Origin of the sequence: Mesorhizobium sp. Root695 (genome assembly GCF_001428185.1) — a bacterium.
Lineage (GTDB): Bacteria > Pseudomonadota > Alphaproteobacteria > Rhizobiales > Rhizobiaceae > Mesorhizobium.
This window is the reverse complement of record NZ_LMHO01000010.1, coordinates 97,310-118,519: the sequence shown is the minus strand read 5'-3', so window position 1 is coordinate 118,519 and position 21,210 is coordinate 97,310. Positions and strand designations below refer to the sequence as shown.

The 21,210-nt window shown below is 64.0% G+C and carries 19 protein-coding genes; 14 read left to right on the top strand and 5 right to left on the bottom strand.

Features of this window, described 5'->3' with window-relative positions; translation table 11 throughout:
- Nucleotides 1-131 precede the first annotated feature (131 nt).
- The 8 genes from ASD99_RS12010 (at nt 132) to ASD99_RS11975 (ending at nt 9,282) form a co-directional block, all read left to right on the top strand.
- Nucleotides 132-1,553 (top strand): pyridoxal-phosphate dependent enzyme, encoded by a 1,422-nt coding sequence (locus ASD99_RS12010; RefSeq protein WP_057143796.1) that lies wholly within the window; start codon nt 132-134, stop codon nt 1,551-1,553.
- Nucleotides 1,550-2,731, top strand: coding sequence for a trans-sulfuration enzyme family protein (locus ASD99_RS12005; RefSeq protein ID WP_057143795.1), 1,182 nt, complete (start codon nt 1,550-1,552; stop codon nt 2,729-2,731). The genes ASD99_RS12010 and ASD99_RS12005 overlap by 4 nt, the downstream gene beginning before the upstream one ends.
- A 93-nt stretch (nt 2,732-2,824) precedes the next feature.
- Nucleotides 2,825-3,796, top strand: coding sequence for a GlxA family transcriptional regulator (locus tag ASD99_RS12000; protein WP_056585499.1), 972 nt, complete (start codon nt 2,825-2,827; stop codon nt 3,794-3,796).
- A 322-nt stretch (nt 3,797-4,118) separates the two neighbouring features.
- The gene (locus ASD99_RS11995; protein ID WP_057143824.1) at nt 4,119-5,414 is read left to right on the top strand and encodes a M24 family metallopeptidase; all 1,296 of its coding nucleotides are present in this window, start codon (nt 4,119-4,121) and stop codon (nt 5,412-5,414) included.
- On the top strand, nt 5,411-6,091 hold the full coding sequence (locus ASD99_RS11990; protein WP_057143794.1) for an isochorismatase family protein: 681 nt from the start codon (nt 5,411-5,413) through the stop codon (nt 6,089-6,091). The genes ASD99_RS11995 and ASD99_RS11990 overlap by 4 nt, the downstream gene beginning before the upstream one ends.
- A gap of 11 nt (nt 6,092-6,102) precedes the next feature.
- On the top strand, nt 6,103-7,050 hold the full coding sequence (locus ASD99_RS11985; protein ID WP_082583256.1) for an alpha/beta hydrolase: 948 nt from the start codon (nt 6,103-6,105) through the stop codon (nt 7,048-7,050).
- Nucleotides 7,051-7,207: 157 nt separating this feature from the next.
- Nucleotides 7,208-8,848: an ABC transporter substrate-binding protein gene (locus tag ASD99_RS11980; protein ID WP_057143792.1), complete on the top strand. Its 1,641-nt coding sequence runs from the start codon at nt 7,208-7,210 to the stop codon at nt 8,846-8,848.
- A 245-nt stretch (nt 8,849-9,093) separates the two neighbouring features.
- Nucleotides 9,094-9,282: a hypothetical protein gene (locus ASD99_RS11975; protein WP_057143791.1), complete on the top strand. Its 189-nt coding sequence runs from the start codon at nt 9,094-9,096 to the stop codon at nt 9,280-9,282.
- 226 nt (nt 9,283-9,508) lie between these two features.
- On the opposite strand, the gene ASD99_RS33895 is transcribed toward ASD99_RS11975, so the two are convergent.
- The 3 genes from ASD99_RS33895 to lepA all read right to left on the bottom strand — a co-directional run bounded on the left by ASD99_RS33895 (nt 9,509) and on the right by lepA (nt 13,156).
- Nucleotides 9,509-10,021, bottom strand: a complete 513-nt coding sequence (locus tag ASD99_RS33895) for a hypothetical protein (RefSeq protein ID WP_057143790.1) — start codon at nt 10,019-10,021, stop codon at nt 9,509-9,511.
- 100 nt (nt 10,022-10,121) lie between these two features.
- A complete protein-coding gene (locus ASD99_RS11965) occupies nt 10,122-10,322 on the bottom strand; it encodes a hypothetical protein (protein WP_057143823.1) in 201 nt (66 codons plus the stop codon).
- A gap of 1,028 nt (nt 10,323-11,350) precedes the next feature.
- On the bottom strand, nt 11,351-13,156 hold the full coding sequence (lepA, locus tag ASD99_RS11955) for a translation elongation factor 4 (protein ID WP_057143788.1): 1,806 nt from the start codon (nt 13,154-13,156) through the stop codon (nt 11,351-11,353).
- A 188-nt stretch (nt 13,157-13,344) separates the two neighbouring features.
- Between lepA and ASD99_RS11950 the strand changes: the two genes are divergently transcribed.
- The 4 genes from ASD99_RS11950 to msrA all read left to right on the top strand — a co-directional run bounded on the left by ASD99_RS11950 (nt 13,345) and on the right by msrA (nt 16,737).
- Nucleotides 13,345-14,430: a TadE/TadG family type IV pilus assembly protein gene (locus tag ASD99_RS11950; RefSeq protein ID WP_057143787.1), complete on the top strand. Its 1,086-nt coding sequence runs from the start codon at nt 13,345-13,347 to the stop codon at nt 14,428-14,430.
- Between the two features lie 366 nt (nt 14,431-14,796).
- A complete protein-coding gene (locus ASD99_RS11945; RefSeq protein ID WP_056585484.1) occupies nt 14,797-15,489 on the top strand; it encodes a DUF1223 domain-containing protein in 693 nt (230 codons plus the stop codon).
- A gap of 102 nt (nt 15,490-15,591) precedes the next feature.
- Nucleotides 15,592-15,894 carry a hypothetical protein gene (locus ASD99_RS11940; RefSeq protein ID WP_056585482.1) on the top strand — a complete coding sequence of 101 codons (303 nt, stop codon included), beginning with the start codon at nt 15,592-15,594 and terminating at the stop codon, nt 15,892-15,894.
- Between the two features lie 111 nt (nt 15,895-16,005).
- Nucleotides 16,006-16,737, top strand: coding sequence for a peptide-methionine (S)-S-oxide reductase MsrA (gene msrA, locus ASD99_RS11935; RefSeq protein WP_056585481.1), 732 nt, complete (start codon nt 16,006-16,008; stop codon nt 16,735-16,737).
- Nucleotides 16,738-16,830: 93 nt separating this feature from the next.
- Here msrA and ASD99_RS11930 read toward each other — a convergent pair whose 3' ends face one another.
- Both ASD99_RS11930 and ASD99_RS11925 read right to left on the bottom strand, forming a co-directional pair.
- Complete coding sequence (locus ASD99_RS11930; protein WP_056585479.1) at nt 16,831-17,835, bottom strand: cytochrome d ubiquinol oxidase subunit II; 1,005 nt, start codon at nt 17,833-17,835, stop codon at nt 16,831-16,833.
- A 10-nt stretch (nt 17,836-17,845) separates the two neighbouring features.
- Complete coding sequence (locus tag ASD99_RS11925; protein WP_057143786.1) at nt 17,846-19,207, bottom strand: cytochrome ubiquinol oxidase subunit I; 1,362 nt, start codon at nt 19,205-19,207, stop codon at nt 17,846-17,848.
- A gap of 303 nt (nt 19,208-19,510) precedes the next feature.
- Here ASD99_RS11925 and ASD99_RS11920 point away from each other — a divergent pair, with 303 nt between their 5' ends.
- Together ASD99_RS11920 and ASD99_RS11915 are read left to right on the top strand one after the other, a co-directional pair.
- Nucleotides 19,511-20,437, top strand: coding sequence for an ABC transporter ATP-binding protein (locus ASD99_RS11920; protein ID WP_056586770.1), 927 nt, complete (start codon nt 19,511-19,513; stop codon nt 20,435-20,437).
- A complete protein-coding gene (locus ASD99_RS11915) occupies nt 20,434-21,195 on the top strand; it encodes an ABC transporter permease (RefSeq protein WP_056585476.1) in 762 nt (253 codons plus the stop codon). Before ASD99_RS11920 ends, ASD99_RS11915 begins: the two co-directional genes overlap by 4 nt.
- Nucleotides 21,196-21,210: the final 15 nt, after the last annotated feature.

Here is a 21,210-nt window from a genome sequence, read left to right as displayed (position 1 = left end):
ACCCCGGAATTTCATTCCTCATCTGGCCAGTTCATTGGCACGATCTATCTTCTTTCCGACTGCAAAGGACTGGAAAAGAGGATACGCTGCCGCTCTGCCACGAGGCGGTCGCTTGGTCATGGAGCATCGATATGAGCGAGCACGAGATCGCCGCACCCGACGAATTGTCCCGCCTGCGTCCGCCCTACAAGTCGGTTCTCGACCTGATCGGCCAGACGCCGGTCGTCGAGCTGACCAAGTTCGACACCGGCAAATGCCGGCTGTTCATCAAGCTCGAAAGCCAGAATCCCGGCGGCTCGATCAAGGACCGCATCGCGCTGTCGATGATTGCGGCGGCCGAGCGGGAGGGCAAGCTCAGGCGCGGCGGCACCATTGTCGAGGCGACGGCGGGCAACACCGGCCTTGGCCTTGCGCAGGTCGGCATCCCCAAGGGCTATCGCATCGTGCTGGTCGTGCCAGACAAGATGTCGCGCGAAAAGATCCAGCATCTGCGCGCGCTCGGCGCCGAGGTGCGCATGACGCGTTCCGATGTCGGCAAGGGCCATGCCGAATACTATCAGGACATGGCCGAGAAGATCGCGGCGGAAACGCCCGACGCCTTCTATGCCAACCAGTTCGCCAACCCGGCCAACCCGCTGGCGCACGAAACCACGACCGGTCCGGAAATCTTTTCGCAGCTCGACGGCGATGTCGACGCGGTGGTCGTCGGCGTCGGCTCCGGCGGCACGCTGACCGGGCTTGGCCGTTACTTCGCGAAAGTGTCGCCGAAGACCGAGATGATCCTGGCCGATCCGGTAGGCTCGGTGCTGGCGCCGCTGATCAAGACCGGCAAGATGGAAGAGGCCGGCAGATGGACCGTGGAAGGCATCGGCGAGGATTTCGTACCGCCCAATGCCGACCTGTCGCTGGTCAAGAAGGCCTATTCCATCCCGGACAAGCAAAGCATGCTGGCGGTGCGCGACCTGCTGTCCAAGGAAGGCATCCTGGCCGGCTCGTCGTCGGGCACGCTGCTGTCGGCGGCTTTGCGCTATTGCCGCGAGCAGACGGTGCCTAGGCGCGTCGTCACCTTTGTCTGCGACAGCGGCAACAAATATCTGTCGAAGGTGTTCGACGATTTCTGGCTGGCCGAGCAGGGGCTGGCCGAACAGGAGCAGCATGGCGATCTGCGCGATCTGGTGATGCGCTCGCACCGCACCGGCGACACGGTCTCCGTCGGCCCGGACGAAAGCCTGCTCAACGCCTATGGCCGCATGCGCCGCTCCGATGTCTCGCAGTTGCCGGTGCTCGACAATGGCAAGCTTGTCGGCATCGTCGACGAAAGCGATATCCTTGCTCATGTCGACGGTCCTTATGAAGGCCGCTGGGAGCGCTTCAACGGACCGGTGCGCACGGCGATGACCTCCAATCTGCACACGCTGCAGGCCAGCCAGACGCTGGACGCGCTGCTGCCGGTGTTCGACCGCAACGAGGTCGCCATCATCTTCGACGGCGACGAGTTCGTCGGCCTGATAACTCGCATCGACCTGATCAACCATTTGAGGCGCGCACGATGAACACCAAGACTTCACAGTCGGGCAAGAATCGCCTGGCCTTCTCGACGCGCACCATCCATGGCGGCCAGAGCCACGACCCGCTGACCGGCGCGGTGATGGTGCCGATCTACGCCACCTCGACCTTTGCCCAGCAGTCGCCCGGCGTGCACAAGGGCTTTGAATATGCCCGCAGCCAGAACCCGACGCGCTTTGCCTTCGAGCGTGCGGTCGCCGACCTGGAAAGCGGCTCGGCCGCTTTCGCCTTCGCGTCCGGCCTGGCGTCGATCGCCACCGTGCTCGAACTGCTCGATTCCGGCGCCCACATCGTCGCCACCGACGACATCTATGGCGGCTCCTTCCGGCTGATGGAGCGGGTGCGGAAACGCTCCGCCAATCTGCAGGTCTCGTTCGTCGATTTCACCGATCTGGCCGCCGTGGAAGCCGCGATCCGCCCCGAGACGAAAATGCTCTGGGTCGAGACCCCGACCAACCCGCTGCTACGCATCGTCGACCTCGAAGGCGTCGCCGCCCTCGCCAAGCGCCATGGGATTTTGTCGGTCGCCGACAACACCTTCTGCAGCCCTTATATTCAGCGGCCGCTGGAACTCGGCATCGACATCGTCGTCCACTCGACGACCAAATATCTCAACGGCCATTCCGACATGGTCGGCGGCGTGGCGATAGTCGGCGACAACAAGGAGTTAGCCACCCAGCTGAAATTCCTGCAGAACGCCATCGGCGCCATATCGGGCCCGTTCGACAGCTTTCTGGCGCTGCGCGGCCTCAAGACGCTGGCGCTCAGAATGGAGCGCCATTCCGCCAATGGCCTCAAGATCGCGCAGTGGCTGGAAGCGCGCCCCGACGTGCGCCGCGTCATCTATCCCGGCCTCGCCAGCCATCCGCAGCACCATATCGCCAAGCGCCAGATGCATGCCTTCGGCGGCATGATCACGGCGGTGCTCGACCGCGACCTCGCCGGCACCAAACGCTTCCTCGAACGCACGCAGCTGTTCACGCTCGCCGAAAGCCTCGGCGGGGTGGAAAGCCTGATCGAGCACCCGGCGCTGATGACGCATGGCTCGATTCCGGCCGAGAAGCGGGCGGAGATCGGCATATCGGATTCACTGGTGCGTCTGTCGGCGGGGATCGAGGATGGCGATGATCTGATCGCGGATCTGGACCAGGCGCTGGGGGATTAGAAGCTCAAATCAACTTGCTGACTTCGCATGATGAACTGACCGGCCAACGACCCAATTGACGCCGAACCCCATCTGCCCGAAGTGTAGCGCCCCATGGCCACGCGCGAACCACCCAAACCCACCGAGACACCCCTCACCTTCGCTGTGCTGGTGTTCCCCGGCTTTCCGATGATGGCGTTCAGCTCCGTCATCGAGCCGCTGCGCGCCGCCAATATCCTGGCCAAGCGGCAGTGCTATCGCTGGATCATCGTCGGCGGCACGAAAGGATCGGTCGAGGCCTCGAACGGCGTCGTCATCCAGCCGGGCTTCTATGCCGAGGATGCTCCCAAGGTCGACCGCATCGTCGTCTGCTCGGGCGGCGATGCCGATCACCTCGTCGCCGAGGATGCGGCAAGCTGGATCCGCAAGAGCCTGCGGGGTGGCGCCCATATCGGCGCGGTGGCGGATGCGGCGTTCTTCCTGGCGCGGGCCGGCCTGCTCGACGGCCATGCCTGCACCTTGCACTGGACCAGCCAGGCGGCCTTCACCGAGGCCTTCCCCAACATCGAGCTCCGGCGCGACCTCTATGTCATCGACCGCAAGCGCTTCACCTCGGCCGGCGGCGTCGGCAGCCTCGACATGATGCTGGAGATCGTCACCCGCGACTACGGCGCCGAGCTTGCCGCCGGTGTCGCCGAATGGTTCGTGCACAGCCAGCTGCGTTCCAGCATCGACCGCAAGATGATGCCGCTTCGCCTGCGCACCGGCGTCCAGAACGAACTGGTGCTGTCGGCCATCGCCATCATGGAGGAAGCGGTGGAAGAACGGCTCGGCATGGCCGAGCTGACCGCGAAGCTCGGCGTCTCCTCCGACAAGCTCGAACGCTCCTTTCGCTCCGAACTCGACATCTCGCCCAATGGCTACTACCGGCGGCTCAGGTTGAAACGCGCCGCGGATCTCCTGGCGCACTCGACGCTCGCCGTGCGCGACGTCGCGCTCGCCTGCGGCTTCGCCTCGATGTCGAGTTTTGCCCGGGCCTTTCGCGAGGAGCATGGGCATCCGCCGAAGCTGGCGAGGAGGCATTAGCTTGCGCTCGCTGACGGGTGGGACGTTGGCGGGACAGCGCCCCCCCCTCTGTCCTGCCGGACATCTCCCCACATGGGGGGAGATCGGCTGTCACCGGCGCTTTCGCCAATCGCCAGAATTGAAGAGTGAAGCGTGGCGGGCGACGCTGCCAATCTCCCCCCTCGTGGGGGAGATGCCCGGCAGGGCAGAGGGGGGCGCGAAGGATCGCGGCGCAACCGACTTGCCAGCGGCATCCCGCACAACACACGCGGTTTTCCGCACAATGCTTTCGCGTCTCCTGCGCCATGCTCCGGCCTCGCAACCCAGCCAAGGCCGCACACCCATGAGCATCGTCGTTTTCGACCCCGACAGCACCGAGGACGTGGACTTCAAGGACCGCATGCGCCATCCGGCCGCCGCGGACCCGGCCGGCGGCATGTGGCTGTCGGACACCGAGCCGTCCTTCATCGACGCCGACGCCTTGCGCAAGGGCCGGCTGGCCAAGCTGCGCGGCTGGATGCGCGAGGCCGGCTATGGCGGCGTCGTGCTGTTCGATCCCTACAACCAGCGCTATGCCACCGGCTCGCGCAACATGTTCGGCTATTTCCTGCGCAACTCGACCCGCTATTTCTTCGTGCCCACCGACGGGCCGATCGTGCTGTTCGAATACCCGCAGAGCTACCATGTCTCGATGGTGCTCGACACGATCGACGAGGCGCGGCCTTCCAAGCTCGTGTGGTCGTCGGTGTCAGGCCGCGACGACGAAACCGCCGGCCCCTTTGCCGACGAGATCGCCGAGCTTTTGAAGCAGCACGGCGGCGGCTCGATGAAGCTCGGCCTCGACCGCTGCAGCCATCTGCAGGCGCTGGCCCTGGAAAAGCGCGGCTGCGAGGTCAAGGATTGCCAGGGCGAAATCCTGGCCGTGCGCGCGGTCAAGACGCCGGAGGAAGTCAAATGCCTGCAGGTATCGATGGCCGGCGCCGAGGCCGCCGTCTACGCCGTGCGCGAGGCGATCAAGCCCGGCGTGTCCGAAAACGACCTGTTCGCCATCATGTATGGCGAGGTGATCCGCCAGGGCGGCGAGTTCATCGAGACGCGGCTCTTGACCTCCGGCCAGCGCACCAACCCATGGTTCAACGAGGCCAGCGGCCGCAAGATCCGGCCCGGCGAACTTTTGGCGCTCGATACCGACACGATCGGCTGCTACGGCTATTATTCCGATTTCTCGCGCACCTTCCGCTGCGGGCCGGGCAAGCCGACGCCTTACCAGAAATCGCTCTACCGCATGGCGCATGACCAGGTTCAGCACAACATATCCATCGTCAAACCCGGCATGGCCTTCCGCGAGATTGCCGAGAAGGCGTGGAAGATCCCGGACCGTTTCGTCGACCAGCGCTACACCTCGGTCATGCACGGCGTCGGCATGCATGGCGAAACGCCGTTCATCGCGCATGCCATGGATTACGAGACCTATGGCCGCGACGGTCATATCGTGCCAGGCATGGTGGTGAGCGTCGAAAGCTATATCGGCGAAAAGGGCGGCCGCGAGGGCGTCAAGCTGGAGGACGAGATCCTGATCACCGACACCGGCACCGAACTCCTGTCGCGCTTTCCCTATGAGGACGAGTTTCTCGCGTGAAGGCTCCCATCGCTATCAAGCGCGGCACGGTGGCCGCTGTTTTCATCGACCTGCAGGAGGAGCACCGGCAGGACAAGCGCTACCTTGTCGACGGCTTTGCCGGCGTCCTCGCCCACGTCCAGCGCCTGCAGGCGGCGGCGCGGCAAAACCATGTGCCGCTCTATCACTGGGCCTACATCGTCGATCTCGACAAGCAGGACCGGCCGTTTCATCCTGTCGGCGAGGACGGCAAGTCGGCCTTTTCCGACAAGAGCGATCCGCTGACCGAGATCTGCCCTGAGGTGGCGCCGATCAAGGGCGAGGCGCTGCTGGTCAAGGCCGAGGCCAGCGCCTTCCGCTCCGGCCCGGCGGCCTGCGACATCAAGTCGGCCGGCATCGAATGGCTGGTTGTATCAGGCGTGTGGACCGAGGCCTGCATCGACGCCACGGTCAAGGATGCGGTGGCCAAGGGCTTTCGCGTGCTGCTGGTCAAGGATGCCTGCGGCAGCGGCAGCGCCGCCATGCACCAGACCGGCATCCTCAACCTCGCCAACCGGCTCTATGGCGGCGCCGTCACCGACACCGACGGCGCCTGCCGGCTGCTGGCCGGCGAGACCGTCACCGTCTGGCAGGTCGAAGGCTCGGTGCCGCTGCGCTTCAGCTTCGACAACGCGGCCGCGCTCTACGCCGATCTATGACCGCCGAAAGCATGACTCGCGGCAAATACGAAACAAGGCTCGACCCCGCTCTGTGGGCCTATATCGACGCCGTCAACGCCTGGTATCCGCCCGAAATCCTCGGCCTGCCGATCGACAAGCAGCGTGCCGTCTATGACAGGATGAGCCGGGCCTTCCACCAGGGCCGCCCGCCCGGCGTCAAGGCCAGCGACGGTCTGATCGCCGCCGCCGGCCGCGACATCCCGGTGCGGCGCTACCAGCTTGCCGGCAGGGCCGCGAGGGCCTTGGTGCTCTATTTCCACGGCGGCGGTTTCATCCTTGGCGGGCTGGAGAGCCATGACGACATCTGCGCCGAGCTCTGCGCCGGCACCGGTTTCGACGTGCTGTCGGTCGACTACCGGCTGGCGCCCGAGCATCTGCATCCGGCCGCCTTCGACGATGCCGTCACCGCCTTCGAATGGGCAGCCGCGACCACCGATCTGCCGCTGGTGCTGTGCGGCGAAAGCGCCGGCGGCAATCTGGCGGCTGGGGTGGCGCAGGCGACGCGCCGCCATGTCAGCGCCGCCATCGGCCAGGTGCTGATCTATCCCGGCCTGGGCGGCGACGAGACCGCCGGCTCCTACATCGAACACGCCGAGGCGCCGCTGCTGTCCGTGGCCGACGTCGCCTTCTACCGCGACGTCCGCTCGGCCAAGCGGCAATCACTGGACGACCCGACCTTCTCGCCTTTGCGCGACACCGACTTCTCCGGCCTGCCCCCAACGGTGATCGTCACCGCCGAATGCGACCCGCTGTCGTCGGACGGCGAGGCCTATCGCGACCGCATTCTGGCCGCCGGCGGCAAGGCCTGGTGGCACGAGGAAAAGCGCCTCGTGCACAGCTTCCTGCGCGCCCGCACGACCCTGCCGGCGGCGGCGGAAGCGTTTGCGCGGATCGTGGCGGCGGTGGCAGCGCTGGGCCGGGGTGAGTGGCCTTACTGAGGTGCCGCCGGCGGAGCGCCGCACAATCACTGCGGAAAACCGAACACTCCTCACCGTCACGCCGCTTTATCATCGCCCCAGGCAATGGCGTCCCGGCGGTCGCGTCCGCCCCCGCGTCTGTCGATCGGCCGGGGCGCCCAACAACAGGGGAACGACGATGAAATTCATGCTGACCGACCGCAAACTGCACCCGAAGGCCAAGCCCGTTGCCGACGATTTCAAGACCGGCGGCATCAACCGCCGCGAGTATCTTGCTTTGATGGCCGGCCTCGGCGTCAGCGCTGCCGGCGCGCTGGCGCTGGGCGGTCTGAGCACCACCCCTGCCCGCGCGGCGGAACCGAAGAAGGGCGGCGTCTTGCGCGTCGCCATGAACGTCAAGGGCTTCAAGGACCCGCGCACCTTCGACGGCGTCGAAATGTCCAACGTCGCCCGCCACTGCAACGAATATCTGGTGCGCTGGAACACCGACTTCTCCTTCGAGCCCTGGCTGCTCGAGAGCTGGGAGGCGAGCGACGACGCCAGGACGCTCACCTTGCATGTGCGCAAGGGCATCTCCTGGTCGAACGGCGATGCCTTCAACGCTGACGATGTCATCCACAACCTCACCCGCTGGTGCGATGCCTCGGTGCCCGGCAATTCGGTCGCCGCGCGCATGGGGACGCTGGTCAACGCCGACACCAAGAAGGTCGTCGACGGCGGCATCGCCAAGGTCGACGACTTCACCATCAAGCTGAACCTGCCAAAGCCCGACATTTCGCTGATCGCCGGCATGGCCGACTATCCGGCGCTGATCATGCACCGCTCCTATGAGGGCGACGGGGATCCGCTGAAGGCGCTGGCGATTACCACCGGCCCGTGCGAGCTGGTCAGCTGGGATGCCGAGACCGGCGCCGAGGTCAAGCGCAAGGACAAGCCATGGTGGAAGGGCGAATTCCACCTCGACGGCATCAAATGGGTCGATTACGGCTCCGACCCCAACGCCATGCTGTCGGCCTTCGAATCCGGCGAGATCGACACCGACCACGAAACCGCCTCCGACGCCGTCTCGCAGACCGAGCAGATGGGGCTGATGAATTCCGAGATCGCCACCGGCTCGACCATCGTCGCCCGCTTCAATGTCGGCAACGCGCCCTATGACGACGCCAGGGTGCGCCGCGCCGCCCAGCTCGCCGTCGACAATTCCGCCGTGCTGGCTCTCGGCCTCGGCGGCCGCGGCAAGCCCGCCGACAACCACCATGTCGGCCCCATGCACCCCGAATATGCCGATATCGGCCCGGCCAGGCGCGACGTCGATCAGTCGAAGAAGCTGCTTGCCGAGGCTGGCAAGGCCGACCACGAGTTCGAGCTCATCTCCGTCGATGTCGAATGGCAAAAGAGCACCGGCGACGCCATCGGCGCGCAGATGCGCGAGGCCGGTCTCAAGATCAAGCGCACCGTGCTGCCGGCCGCCACCTTCTGGAACGACTGGAGCAAATACCCCTTCTCCTGCACAGAATGGCTCGGCCGCCCGCTCGGCGTCCAGGTGCTGGCGCTGGCCTACAAGTCAGGTGCCGCCTGGAACGAGAGCGCCTACGCCAACCCCGAATTCGACACGCTGCTCGACAAGGCGCTGGCGACGCCGGACGCCAAGGCGCGCAAGGAGATCATGGGCAAGATCGAACAGAATCTGCGCGACTCAGGCATCATCATCCAACCCTACTGGCGCTCAGTGTTCCGTACCTATCGCAAGGGCGTCGAGGGCTGCGAACAGCACCAGGCGCTGGAGCAGCATTTCGAGAAGGTGTGGATTGAAAGCTGAAGCGCCGGCGCTTTAGACCTTCCCACAAGGGGAGAAGGCAACGCGCGTCAGCGCCCGGGGGGCGGCGCGGGACGCGCCGGCATCTGCCGCCCGCGCGCTTCGCCAGATCCCACATTTCATGGACGGCGCAAAACGTGCGGCGCCGGGCGGTGGACCACTGCGGCCACAGGGCGCATGGTTCCGCTGTCGCTGGCCACTGTATGGGCGATGGTCAGCGTGCTCCCGCCCCCGTTGGAAGCAATGCAATGGAAGACCCCACGGGCCCGGTGCCCGCGCTTACCTTCCATGCGTTGCGAAGGGCATTCAAGACATCCATCGCCGAACGCCTCATCCCCGAGGCGCAATGGACCAATCACGCCAAGGCCCTGGTGCGCAAACTCACGCACAGCGCGCATGTCGACAGCGGCCTCGTCGCCTGGATCATTCGCAAGTGAAGCAGAAATGGCCGGCGCGAATGCCGGTGAGGCAGTTGCCTGAGCCCGCGCCGGCCACTTGGCGAACTGATTAAGGTCCGCCGCGAGATTTTTCTACCGCTCCGAGTCTGCGCGATCAACCAACTCAGGGTTGGTGCGGACTGGATGAACCCGTACCGTTGCGTCATTGAAAAAGGCGCCGTCCGGCGACAGCGCCTGTCAGTGCGGCGCGCGCGCCCTGACCAGCTCACCGCGCGGGCCTGAGCAGCGTCCAGATCCAGCCGACAAAGGTCAGCACCAGGAACGGATAGCCGGCGGCGGGCAGCGGCGACGAGGTCGGCAGCAAGGGCGTGCCCCAGAGGATCATGCAAGCCGAGACGACAAACAGCAGGGCGGCCACGAGCGCGGTGAGCCGCATCCAAAGGGCGAAGGTTCCCGGCGCGCTGACCATGACCAGTGCTGCCGCCCAAAGCGAGATGCCGCCGACATAGGAAGGCACGCTGGCCTGCAGCCCCGCCGCATTGCCGGCCAGCAGCAGGCTCTCGCCGGCGAGAAAGGTCAGGAACCCGGCAGCTATGCAGTCATTGCCCAGCCGCTGGTATTTCATCGTCAGCAGCGCGGTCGCGACCACGAGGGCCACGCCGTCGATCGTCCACAGCGTTTCGCGCAGCGGCGCGCTGGCCACGAAGGTGCCGGCGAGGCCGAAAGCGCCTCCGATGGCGAGGCCGATTGCAGCGACGGTGTCCGAAGTGGAACGCATGTGGAATGTTCCCTAAGCCTGCGAGAGGTATGCCAAGGTGGGGTGAATGTTGAAGGAGGAAGGTTCGAGAGGGCGGCTGTGGGCCGCCCCCTCATTTCGTTTAAGCCGCCGCCATCATCGGGAAGTCAGCGGGGAGTTCTATCGCAGGCGAAATATCTGGGAACAAGCGTCCCTTCATGACGTCTGCGATGCGGCCCTGATTGATCTGGTAGTACGACGCGATGAGCGCGTAATTGATGCCCAGATCGCGGGCCAGTTTTATCACCGGAACCATGTCCGGGGTGACCTTCCGGTCGTGCATTGCCTTTTCCTTTCGAAAAGGATGCGACCGAATAAACAGTTGACGCTGATTCATGGATGAATCATTGTCGCTGCATTGCATTGCGCCGTCTATTCGGTCGCATGTTTCTGATCCGGGACCATTCCCGGGCCAGTGTGGAACCGGAGCACTCGCGCCCCGGCTCCTACCGCCCAGCGGCGGCTGCTGAAACTGACCAGGTCGGCAAACCTCGTCAGATCAGGAAGCGGTCGTGCCATACTGATAACCTGCTGGATGCACTGCGCGGAGCGAACCTCTACACGGTGCATCCTGTCGGCTATCGATAATTGCGGGCCTCGCTCAGAGTGCGATTCCCCATCGCGGTGAGGCGGTAATGGCCGCGTCCCGTGATCGGATTTTTGTAGTAGATAGCTAGACCTCTGCGCTCCAGGGTGCGGTGGCTCACTAGATTGCGGATGACTTGGCTTAGTCGGTCATCCGTCCTGCCTTGGAGGGTCTCGCGGTCTTCCGCTGTTGGTTCAAGTTGGTCACGTAGCTTTCGGGCTAACTCGACGGTAGGCATTCCAATCTCCGGTTGTGAAGAATCCGCCAGGATTCGGAGTGCAGGTATTATCAGGTCGTTTTCAAGCGTCCGCATTCCGTCACTATATTTCGTTCGAATCCATCTGGAATCCCTATATAGCGCTTCGAATCCACGGAATCAACCGAATCTTAACCATATTTATTTACCATCTAGACGAGTGAGGATTCGTTTTGAATCAACCATTACGTGTATGATTTAGCGCGATAGGTCGTTTGGGATTTCAGCAAGAAGGAGGAGCGTAGGCTGCAGCTCACTCGATCCCAAATAACAAAACAATGGGCAGCCTACGGAAACGCGGGGGGCTCGCTCACCCTACACGGCCACGCTCTGTGCCCAATCTCCACCGCGCAGCGTCAGCGCCGCGCTGGCGGGGGGCCCGCTGCCTCCGGCAGCTCCCCCGCTTTCGAAGCCTGCCATCGATCCACCGGATCGATGACTTGGCGCGCTTTGCGCGCCAACCGGCTTCTCAATCGCCCATCTTCAGCGCCTGGATAAACGCCTCCTGCGGGATATCCACCTTCCCAAACTGGCGCATCCGCTTCTTGCCTTCTTTCTGCTTGTCCAGCAGCTTGCGCTTGCGCGAGACGTCGCCGCCGTAGCATTTGGCGGTCACGTCCTTGCGCAGCGCCGAGATGGTTTCGCGGGCGATGACCTTGCCGCCGATCGCGGCCTGGATCGGGATCTTGAACAGATGGTTCGGGATCAGCTCCTTCAGCTTCTCGCACATCTGCCGGCCGCGCTTTTCCGCCGCCGTGCGGTGGACCAGCATGGACAGCGCGTCCACCGGCTCCTCATTGACCAGGATCGACATCTTGACGAGGTCGCCTTCCCTGTAGTCGGTGAGGTGATAGTCGAAGGAGGCATAGCCCTTGGAGATCGACTTCAGCCGGTCGTAGAAATCGAACACGACTTCGTTGAGCGGCAAATCGTAGATCAGCATGGCGCGCTTGCCGACATAGGAGAGGTCGGCCTGGATGCCGCGCCGGTCTTGGCAGAGCTTCAATATGCCGCCGAGATAATCGTCGGGCGTCAGGATGGTGGCGCGGATCCACGGCTCCTCGATCGCCGAGATCTTGACCACGTCGGGCATGTCGGCCGGGTTGTGCAGTTCCTTCATCGAGCCGTCGGTGAGCAGCAGCCGGTAGACGACTGATGGTGCCGTGGCGATCAGGTCGAGGTTGAACTCGCGCTCCAGCCGCTCCTGGATGATTTCGAGATGCAGGAGGCCAAGGAAGCCGCAGCGATAGCCGAAGCCGAGCGCGGCGCTGGTTTCCATTTCAAAAGAGAAGCTGGCGTCGTTGAGGCGCAATTTGCCGACCGCGGCGCGCAGGTCCTCGAAATCGGCGGCGTCGACCGGGAACAGGCCGCAGAACACCACCGGCTGCGCCGGCTTGAAGCCGGGCAGCGCCTTGGCCGTCTGGCGCTTGTCCTCGGTGATGGTGTCGCCGACGCGGGTGTCGGCCACTTCCTTGATCGAGCCGGTGAAGAAGCCGAATTCGCCGGGGCCGAGCTCGTCGACATTGATGCGGGCAGGGGTGAACACGCCGGTGCGCTCGACCAGGTGCTTGGCGCCGGTGCCCATCATGCGGATGGTCTGGCCCTTTTTCAGCACGCCGTCGATGACGCGCACCAGCACGATGACGCCGAGATAGGCGTCGTACCAGCTGTCGACCAGCATCGCCTTCAAGGGGGCCGAAGCGTCGCCTTCGCGCGGCGGTGGCAATTGGTGGACGATGGCCTCCAGCACATCGGGAATGCCAAGCCCGGTCTTGGCCGAGATCAGCACGGCGTTGGAAGCGTCGATGCCGATCACCTCCTCGACCTGCTCGCGGATGCGCTCGGGTTCGGCGGCCGGGAGGTCGACCTTGTTCAGCACCACGACGATCTCGTGGTTGTTGTCGATCGCCTGGTAGACATTGGCCAGCGTCTGCGCCTCGACGCCCTGGGAGGCGTCGACCACCAGCAGCGAGCCTTCGCAGGCGGCGAGCGAGCGCGACACTTCATAGGCGAAGTCGACATGGCCGGGCGTGTCGATCAAATTGAGGATATAGTCCTCGCCATTGTTGGCGTGGTACTTCAGCCGCACCGTCTGCGCCTTGATGGTGATGCCGCGCTCGCGCTCGATGTCCATCGAGTCCAGCACCTGCTCCTTCATGTCGCGCAGCTCCAGCCCGCCGGTCAGCTGGATCAGCCGGTCGGCAAGCGTGGATTTGCCATGGTCGATATGGGCGACGATGGAGAAATTGCGGATGTGGTCGAGGGGCGTGCTCATGGCGCGCGTTTAGCAGGGGCGGCTTGCTGCGGCAAGCGGTGCGCCTTTGCCGGAGCAAGCGCCGCCGGCGCTTGTCGCGTATTTCGCGCTTTTCGCGAAAAGTCTATAAATTTTAACCAAGTCCATTAGAGCATAATTGGGGAGTGCCATGTTAGCCGGTAGCGATAGTCGGCTATAAGGATCAAGGCATGCGGGGGCTTGCAGGCAGGTTTATCGACTCGAGGAGCGGTGCATTTGCGCCGATCCTCGTCGTCATCATGATTCCGCTGATCACCGCGGTCGGCTTTTCGGTCGACTACACCTCGGCGGTCCAGACCAGGTCGGCCGAGCAGGCGGCACTCGATGCCGCGATCCTGTCGATCACCACGATGGACACGGCCTCGACGAAGCCGCAGCGCCAGGTGGTGCTGCAGAATACCTACAAAGAAAACGGTGGTCGGGGCAACGCGACGCTGAACAGTTTCGACGTCAGCGCCAACGGCACCGCCACCGCGCAGGCCACGGCGAGTTTCGACATGCCGACCGTGTTCATGCAGATCGCCAGGATTCCCACGGTGTCGGTCGGCGTCTCGTCGGCGGTGAGCAAGACGCCGGCGCTGGTGGAGGCGACCTTCAAGGTCACCGGCGTGTCGGGTTACTGGAACAAGAAAATGACCCTCTACGGCACGATGTTCGGTGCGGCGGCGGGCAAGCCGCTGATGACGATCGATTATACATATGGCAAAACCGGCGATCCGAAAGGCTACGGCACCACCACCGTCAACGTCATCACCACCGATTCAGCCGGCAAGACCGTCACCACGTTGGCCCAGAAGCAGGTCTGCAAGCTCGTCGACTCGAACACGCCCGCCGGAGCGGTGATCCAGACCGACAAATTCCTTACGAAATATTACTGTGTTGACACGATGTCTGCTGGCAACGCCGCCGGTGCGTCAGTCAACGTCAGCCAGATGGCCGGCCTCTATCTGCAGATGGACGTTCCGTCCGCCGCCACGGCAAAACCACCCCAGCCAACGAAACTCATGTCGAACGATCCAGCCACGTCCAATCGGCTCTACAGCTCGATAAGCAAGGACGTCGCTCCGGCCGAGGTCGCGACCGGCCAGATCGTTGATATTTTCGGCCTCGTGCCTTGCGGCGCGACAGGCTACCAGGCCTGGGAAGACGGCGGCAACAAGGTCCCGGCGCCTGTCAGCAACGCCGACTTCTTCTACAACGTGACCGGCAGGTGCGACTTCAACAAGCGGCCCAACAACACACGGCTGACGCAGTAGACGCTGAAGCGGCCGATCTCCCCACATGTGGGGGAGATGGCCGGCAGGCCAGAGGGGGGCGCTGCCCCGCCGGCTTTGCCATATCCGTCTCCCACTTTCTCTGACCGATCTGACCATCATTCTATCGTTGCTCGACGGCCCCTACAGCGGCTTTGTTGGTGCTCTACGGCGCCCCCTCTGTCCTGCCGGACATCTCTCACCCCTCGAGGGGTGAGATTAGCCTGTCGCGACGGCTGGTGCCGATCTCCACCGCTGCAAAGCGACGAACCCGATCACAAACCGGTGAGCGCTGTAACGAAGCAGCGGGCGGCGGCGAAGTGGGGACATGAGCGGTGCATCCAGGCGCCGCCGCCCACGGAGCAAGCCATGTCCTGCAAACTCGTCACAGTGTCCAGCCTTTGCGCGCTTGCGCTGGCAGTGTCGCTCGGTGCGGCGGCCGCCCAGCCGCTCACCGTGGTCGAGCTGTTCACCAGCCAGGGCTGCTCGTCCTGCCCGCCGGCCAACGCCAATCTGATCAAGGTCAAGGACCAGCCCGGCGTGCTGGCGCTGTCGTTCAACGTCACCTACTGGGACTATCTCGGCTGGAAGGACATTTTCGGCCGCCAGGAATTCACCCAGCGCCAGGTTACTTACGAGCCGCCGCTCGGCCATGACGGCCCGTTCACGCCGCAGGTGGTGGTCAACGGCCATGCCGATGTCGTCGGCGCCGCACCCGGCGAGATCCAGAACCTGATCGCAAGCACTGGCCGCACCAGCGGCCCGTCGCTGTCGCTCGATGGCGGCAAGGTCAGCATCGGCGCCGGCGCCGCACCTGGCGGTAAGGCTGATGTCTGGCTGGTGCGCTACGCCAAGGGCGTCGTCGAGGTGCCGGTGGCACGCGGCGAGAACTCCGGCCGCACCCTGCCGCACGCCAATGTCGTGCATGCGCTCAAGAAACTCGGCAGCTGGACCGGCGACGCCACGGCGCTGGATCTGCCGTCAGCTTCGGACGGCCTGAGCACGGCCGTGCTCGTCCAGTCGCCCAGTGGCGGACCGATCCTGGCCGCCGCGACCAACTAGATCACGCTTCAACAAGAGATTGCGCAACGCCGCACGCGCGGCACCGCATAGCACGGCCGCCAAGAGGGCGCGCCTTCAACGACCAACCCCAAGGAGACCATCATGACCATTCTGTCCCGCCTGACGCTGCCGGCACTCGCTCTCGCTCTGTGCTCGACGGCGCTGCTTGCCGGCGGCATCGCCCGTGCCGACGACGCGACCAATGCGATGAAGCCCGCTGCCAATGCCATGAAACCGGCCGCCGATGCGATGAAGCCTGCCGCAGACGCCATGAAGCCGGCGACCGACGCGATGAAGCCTGCCGACCCGATGGCCACCAATTCCATGAAGCCGGCGGCTGACGCCATGAAACCGGCGGCTGACGCGATGAAACCGGCAACGGATGCCATGAAACCGGCAAACTAGGCTGGCTGCCCGCGACGCACGCGAATGTGAGCCCGTGCCGCAACTCGTGCGTCGCGCCGCCGTAGCTGATGCAATAGACTGATCCCAATGGAAGCCATGAGGAGTGCAGCCATGACCGACATCAAGATTCCAAACCGTTCGTTCGGCTTTGTCAAAGGCGCTCTCGCCGCGCTTGCGCTTGCCGCAGCGGGCGCCGCCTTCTGGTTGACGCCGGCGGTTTCGGCCGAGGACGCGGTGAAGATCCCGCCGCCGGCTTTGGACGAAAAGGCGGCTGCCGGCAGCGAAAAGGCAATCTTCGCCGGCGGCTGCTTCTGGGGCGTGCAGGGCGTCTTTCAGCACGTCAAGGGCGTGACCAGGGCCGTCTCCGGCTACACCGGCGGCGACAAGGACACCGCCGTCTACGAGACGGTCGGCTCGGGCCGCACCGGGCATGCCGAATCCGTCGAGATCACCTACGATCCGTCGAAAGTCACTTATGGCCAGCTGCTGCAGGTCTATTTCTCGGTCGCCCACAACCCGACCCAGCTGAATTTCCAGGGTCCGGACTCCGGCACGCAGTACCGCTCGACGATCTTTGCCGAAAACGATGCGCAAAAGAAGATCGCGCAGAGCTACATCGCCCAGCTCGACAAGGCCAAGGTGTTCCCGGAGCCGATCGTCACCACGCTGGAAACCGGCAAGACCTTCTATCCGGCCGAGAATTATCATCAGGATTTCCTGACGCTGAACCCGACCTATCCCTACATCGTCTACAACGACCTGCCCAAGGTGGCGAACCTGAAAGCGCTGTTCCCGGCGCTGTACAGCGAAAAGCCGGTGCTGGTGCTGGCGGCGAGCAACTGAGCTGAGTGCGAAGAGCGGGGCTGGGGGTGTGCGAAGGGCGACGACGCCCCATCGAAGGCACCGTAGCTGCTGCCGTCCCGACCTGACCTTTTCTCAATCATACGTCAAATCCGTCGCCTTCCCGCCGAACACCCGGTAGGCATAGAACGAATAGAAGATGATGACGGGTAGCACGACGACGGTGCCGGCAAGGATGATGGCCAGGCTTTCGGTCGCCGAGGCCGCCTGCCAGATGGTCAGCTTGTTCGGCACCACGAACGGATAGAACGACCACGCCAGTCCGGCAAAGCCGAGCGCGAAGATGGCGGCCAGCGTCAGGAACGGCGTCAGCGAATGGCGGTCGCCGGGTTTCGGCAGGTGGAAGGTCTGCCGCCACAGCCAGCCGAACAGCAGCGCCGACAGGATCGGCAGCGGCGACAGATAGAGCATTTGAGGCCAGACGAACCATTTGTCGAAGATGCGCGGGCTGGCGAACGGCGTCGCCAGCGACACCGCCGCCATGCCGAGCGCGGTCAGCACAAGTGCGGTGCGCAGCCAGCGCACCGCCTTCTTCTGCAACTCGCCTTCGGTCTTGTAGATCACCCAGGCCGCGCCCATCGCCGCGTAGGCGGCGGCAAGGCAGAACGCCACCAGCACGCCGAACGCCATGCCGCCGAAGCCGACATCGAGGCCGAGCACATAGACGCCCAGCATGTATCCCTGCGCCAGCGAAGCGATGATTGAACCGAGGAAGAAAATACGGTTCCAGCGGTGTTTGCGCTCGGTCGGCACCTTGGCGCGGAAATCGAAGGCGACGCCGCGCAGGATCAGCCCGACCAGCAGCACGAAGACTGGAATGTAGAGCGCGGTCAGGATGACGCCGTGCGCCAGCGGGAAGGCAACCAGCAGCAGGCCGACTGCCAGCACCAGCCAGGTTTCGTTGGCGTCCCAGAACGGACCGATCGCGGCAATCATCGTGTCCTGTTCGGCATCTTCGGCGGCGGCGAACAGGATGCCGATGCCGAGATCGAAACCGTCGAGAATGACGTAGATCAGGATGGCGAGGCCCATCAGTCCGGCGAAGATGAGGGGGAGTGCGGTCGGCCAGTCGAAGCTCATTTTTCTTCTCCTACTCGCCAGCTGCCGGTTGCGACATGGCCGTCTTCATCACGCCCGGCAGCGGCGATGAATCGCCGTCCTTTGCCGCCTTCAGCGCCAGGTGCACCAGCACGCCGAGATAGGCGATCAGCAAAAGCACGTAGAGAATGAGATAGACGGCCAGCGTCAGCGCGACATGGCTGCCGGCCACCGGGCCGACCGCGTCGGCGGTTTTCAGCACGCCCGTCACCAGCCAGGGCTGGCGGCCGATTTCGGTGGTGTACCAGCCGGCCAGCGTCGCCAGCCAGCCCGACAGCGCCATCGGCACCATCAGCAAGGCGAGCGCCTTCGGCAGGCTGTGCCGGCGCTTGAGGAAGTAGGCCGCCGACCATGAGACGATCAGCATCAGGATGCCGGTGCCGACCATGATGCGGAAACCCCAGAACACCGGGAAGACAGGCGGATGGTTGCCGGGGTAGTCGTTCAGCCCCGGCACCACCCCGCTGGTCGAATGCCGCAGCACCAGGCTGGCGCCGTCGGGAATGGCGATCTCGAACCTGTTTTCCTTGGCCGCCTCGTCGGGCAGAGCGAAGAGCACCAGCGGCACGTTGGGGCCGGTGTTCCAGTTGGCCTCCATCGCGGCGATCTTCTGCGGCTGATGCTCCAGCGTGTTAAGACCATGCTGGTCGCCGGCAAAGATCTGGATCGGGATCAGGATCGCCGCGGTGAAGACGCCGGTGCGCAGCGCCTTCCACATCGATTCCGAGCGGTCGCCGGTGAGATAGCGCAGCGCCGACAGCCCGGCGATCAGGAACGACACCGTGAGGCCGGAGGCCAGCAGCATATGGACCAGCCGGTAGGGCATCGACGGGTTGAAGACGATCGCCCACCAGTCGACGGCATGCGCCACGCCGTCGCGGATCTCGAAGCCGGCCGGTGTCTGCATCCAGGAGTTGAGCGCGATGATCCAGAAGGCCGAGACGGTCGTGCCGCCGGCGACCAGCACCGTCGCCAGCGTGTGGATGCGGTTGGAGACGCGGCGGAAGCCGAACAGCATGATGCCGAGGAAGGCGGCTTCGAGGAAGAAGGCGGTGAGGATCTCGTAGGCCAGCAGCGGTCCGGCGATGTTGCCGACCTTTTCCATGTAACCCGGCCAGTTGGTGCCGAATTGGAAGCTCATGGTGACGCCGGTAACCACGCCCATGGCGAAGGACAGTGCGAACACCTTCACCCAGGTGAAATACGCACGTATCCAGGCGGAATCGCCGGTGGCGTTGTAGCGCAGCTTGAAGAACAGCAGCACCCAGCCAAGCGCAATGGTGATCGTCGGAAACAATATATGGAACGAAATATTCGCGCCGAATTGCATGCGCGACAGGATGAGCGGGTCCATGGTGGGCTCCAGCTGCTTCTTATGGTTGAAGGATAGGGCGCAAGCCGGGTCTGGTCAAAGCGGCGTCCCGCCGCGAGGCGGAACGCCGCAGCGCCCTGCCAATATGACGCCAGCGTGATGTGCTCAGCCTCTGCGCCGGTGTCCGGCACGTCGCCACGGGTGTCCGCGAATGCGCCCCAGATCTTCGATCTCCTGCGCGTCCCACGATTGTCGAGAACTGTCAGCAGCGGCATTGACTTGCGGTTGCATGCACTGACATTCGGCCTATATCAGGGGACCTCTTTCAAGCAGCCGTTTTCAGCCATGCCCTCCATCCTGTCCATTTCTGGGGTCTCCAAGACCTACGCCACCGGCTTCACCGCGCTCAAGGAGGTCAATCTTGACATCCAGCGCGGCGAGATCTTTGCGCTGCTCGGGCCCAACGGCGCCGGCAAGACGACGCTGATCTCGATCGTCTGCGGCATCGTCAACCGCTCGTCGGGCACCGTCACCGTCGACGGCCACGACATCAACAAGGATTATCGCGCCGCGCGCAGCCTGATCGGCTTGGTGCCGCAGGAACTGACCATCGACGCCTTCGAGAGCGTCTGGGCGACGGTCAATTACAGCCGTGGCCTGTTCGGCAAGCCGGCTAATCATGGCTTTGTCGAGAAGGTGCTTCGCGACCTGTCGCTGTGGGACAAGAAGGACGCCAAGGCGATTACCCTGTCGGGCGGCATGAAGCGCCGGCTGATGATCGCCAAGGCGCTGTCGCATGAGCCGCGCATCCTGTTCCTCGACGAGCCGACCGCCGGCGTCGATGTCGAACTGCGCCAGGACATGTGGGCGATGGTGCGCCGGCTGCGCGAGGATGGCGTCACCATCATCCTCACCACGCACTATATCGAGGAAGCCGAGGCGATGGCCGACCGCGTCGGCGTCATCAACCGCGGCGAGATCATCCTGGTCGAGAACAAGGCCGAGCTGATGCGCAAGCTCGGTCGCAAGCGGCTGGTGCTGGAACTGCGCAACCCGTTGACGTCTATTCCGGAAGCGCTCTCGCGTTACGCACTGGAGCTGTCGCCGGATGGCGGGCAGCTGACCTACACCTATGACAACCAGGCCGAGCGGCCCGGCGTCGCCTCGCTGATGCGCGATCTCGAGGCCGGCGGCATCCAGTTCCGCGACATCGACACGCAAAACAGCTCGCTCGAGGAGATCTTCGTCAATCTGGTGAGGAGAGAGCCATGAACCTGCGCGCAGTCTGGGCGATCTACCGGATGGAAATGGCGCGTGCCTTCCGCACCGTGCTGCAGAGCATCGTCTCGCCCGTCATCTCGACATCGCTGTATTTCGTCGTCTTCGGCTCGGCAATAGGCTCGCGCATCACCGAGATCGACGGCATCAGCTACGGCGCCTTCATCGTGCCGGGGCTGATCATGCTGTCGCTTTTGACGCAGTCGATCTCCAACGCCTCCTTTGCCATCTACTTCCCTAAATTCGTCGGCTCGATCTACGAGCTTCTGTCGGCGCCGGTCTCCTATCTGGAGATCGTCATCGCCTATGTCGGCGGCGCCGCGACCAAGTCGATCATCCTCGGCCTGATCATCCTGGCGACAGCGTCGCTGTTCGTGCCGCTCACCATCCTGCATCCGTTCTGGATGCTTGCCTTCCTGGTGCTGACGGCTGTGACCTTCAGCCTGTTCGGCTTCATCATCGGCATCTGGGCGAAGAGTTTTGAGCAACTGCAGCTGGTGCCGCTCTTGATCATCACGCCGCTGACCTTCCTCGGCGGCAGCTTCTATTCGATCAACATGCTGCCCGAAGTCTGGCGCACGGTGACGCTGTTCAACCCGGTCGTCTATTTGATCAGCGGCTTCCGCTGGAGCTTCTACGGCAAATCCGACGTTTCGGTCGGCGTCAGCCTTGGCATGACCGTCGTCTTCCTGCTGGTCTGCATAACCATCGTCGCCTGGATCTTCAGGACAGGTTATCGGCTAAGGAGCTGACCCTGACGAACCCAG

Coding starts and splice junctions, on each gene's coding strand:
- ASD99_RS11925 (WP_057143786.1), bottom strand. CDS start 19,207: ATGGACCCGCTCATCCTGTCGCGCATGCAATTCGGCGCGAATATTTCG.
- ASD99_RS11920 (WP_056586770.1), top strand. CDS start 19,511: ATGCCCTCCATCCTGTCCATTTCTGGGGTCTCCAAGACCTACGCCACC.
- ASD99_RS11995 (WP_057143824.1), top strand. CDS start 4,119: ATGAGCATCGTCGTTTTCGACCCCGACAGCACCGAGGACGTGGACTTC.
- ASD99_RS11965 (WP_057143823.1), bottom strand. CDS start 10,322: ATGCACGACCGGAAGGTCACCCCGGACATGGTTCCGGTGATAAAACTG.
- ASD99_RS12010 (WP_057143796.1), top strand. CDS start 132: ATGAGCGAGCACGAGATCGCCGCACCCGACGAATTGTCCCGCCTGCGT.
- ASD99_RS11975 (WP_057143791.1), top strand. CDS start 9,094: ATGGAAGACCCCACGGGCCCGGTGCCCGCGCTTACCTTCCATGCGTTG.
- ASD99_RS11945 (WP_056585484.1), top strand. CDS start 14,797: ATGTCCTGCAAACTCGTCACAGTGTCCAGCCTTTGCGCGCTTGCGCTG.
- ASD99_RS11930 (WP_056585479.1), bottom strand. CDS start 17,835: ATGAGCTTCGACTGGCCGACCGCACTCCCCCTCATCTTCGCCGGACTG.
- ASD99_RS11980 (WP_057143792.1), top strand. CDS start 7,208: ATGAAATTCATGCTGACCGACCGCAAACTGCACCCGAAGGCCAAGCCC.
- msrA (WP_056585481.1), top strand. CDS start 16,006: ATGACCGACATCAAGATTCCAAACCGTTCGTTCGGCTTTGTCAAAGGC.
- ASD99_RS12005 (WP_057143795.1), top strand. CDS start 1,550: ATGAACACCAAGACTTCACAGTCGGGCAAGAATCGCCTGGCCTTCTCG.
- ASD99_RS11950 (WP_057143787.1), top strand. CDS start 13,345: ATGCGGGGGCTTGCAGGCAGGTTTATCGACTCGAGGAGCGGTGCATTT.
- ASD99_RS33895 (WP_057143790.1), bottom strand. CDS start 10,021: ATGCGTTCCACTTCGGACACCGTCGCTGCAATCGGCCTCGCCATCGGA.
- lepA (WP_057143788.1), bottom strand. CDS start 13,156: ATGAGCACGCCCCTCGACCACATCCGCAATTTCTCCATCGTCGCCCAT.
- ASD99_RS12000 (WP_056585499.1), top strand. CDS start 2,825: ATGGCCACGCGCGAACCACCCAAACCCACCGAGACACCCCTCACCTTC.
- ASD99_RS11940 (WP_056585482.1), top strand. CDS start 15,592: ATGACCATTCTGTCCCGCCTGACGCTGCCGGCACTCGCTCTCGCTCTG.
- ASD99_RS11915 (WP_056585476.1), top strand. CDS start 20,434: ATGAACCTGCGCGCAGTCTGGGCGATCTACCGGATGGAAATGGCGCGT.
- ASD99_RS11985 (WP_082583256.1), top strand. CDS start 6,103: ATGACTCGCGGCAAATACGAAACAAGGCTCGACCCCGCTCTGTGGGCC.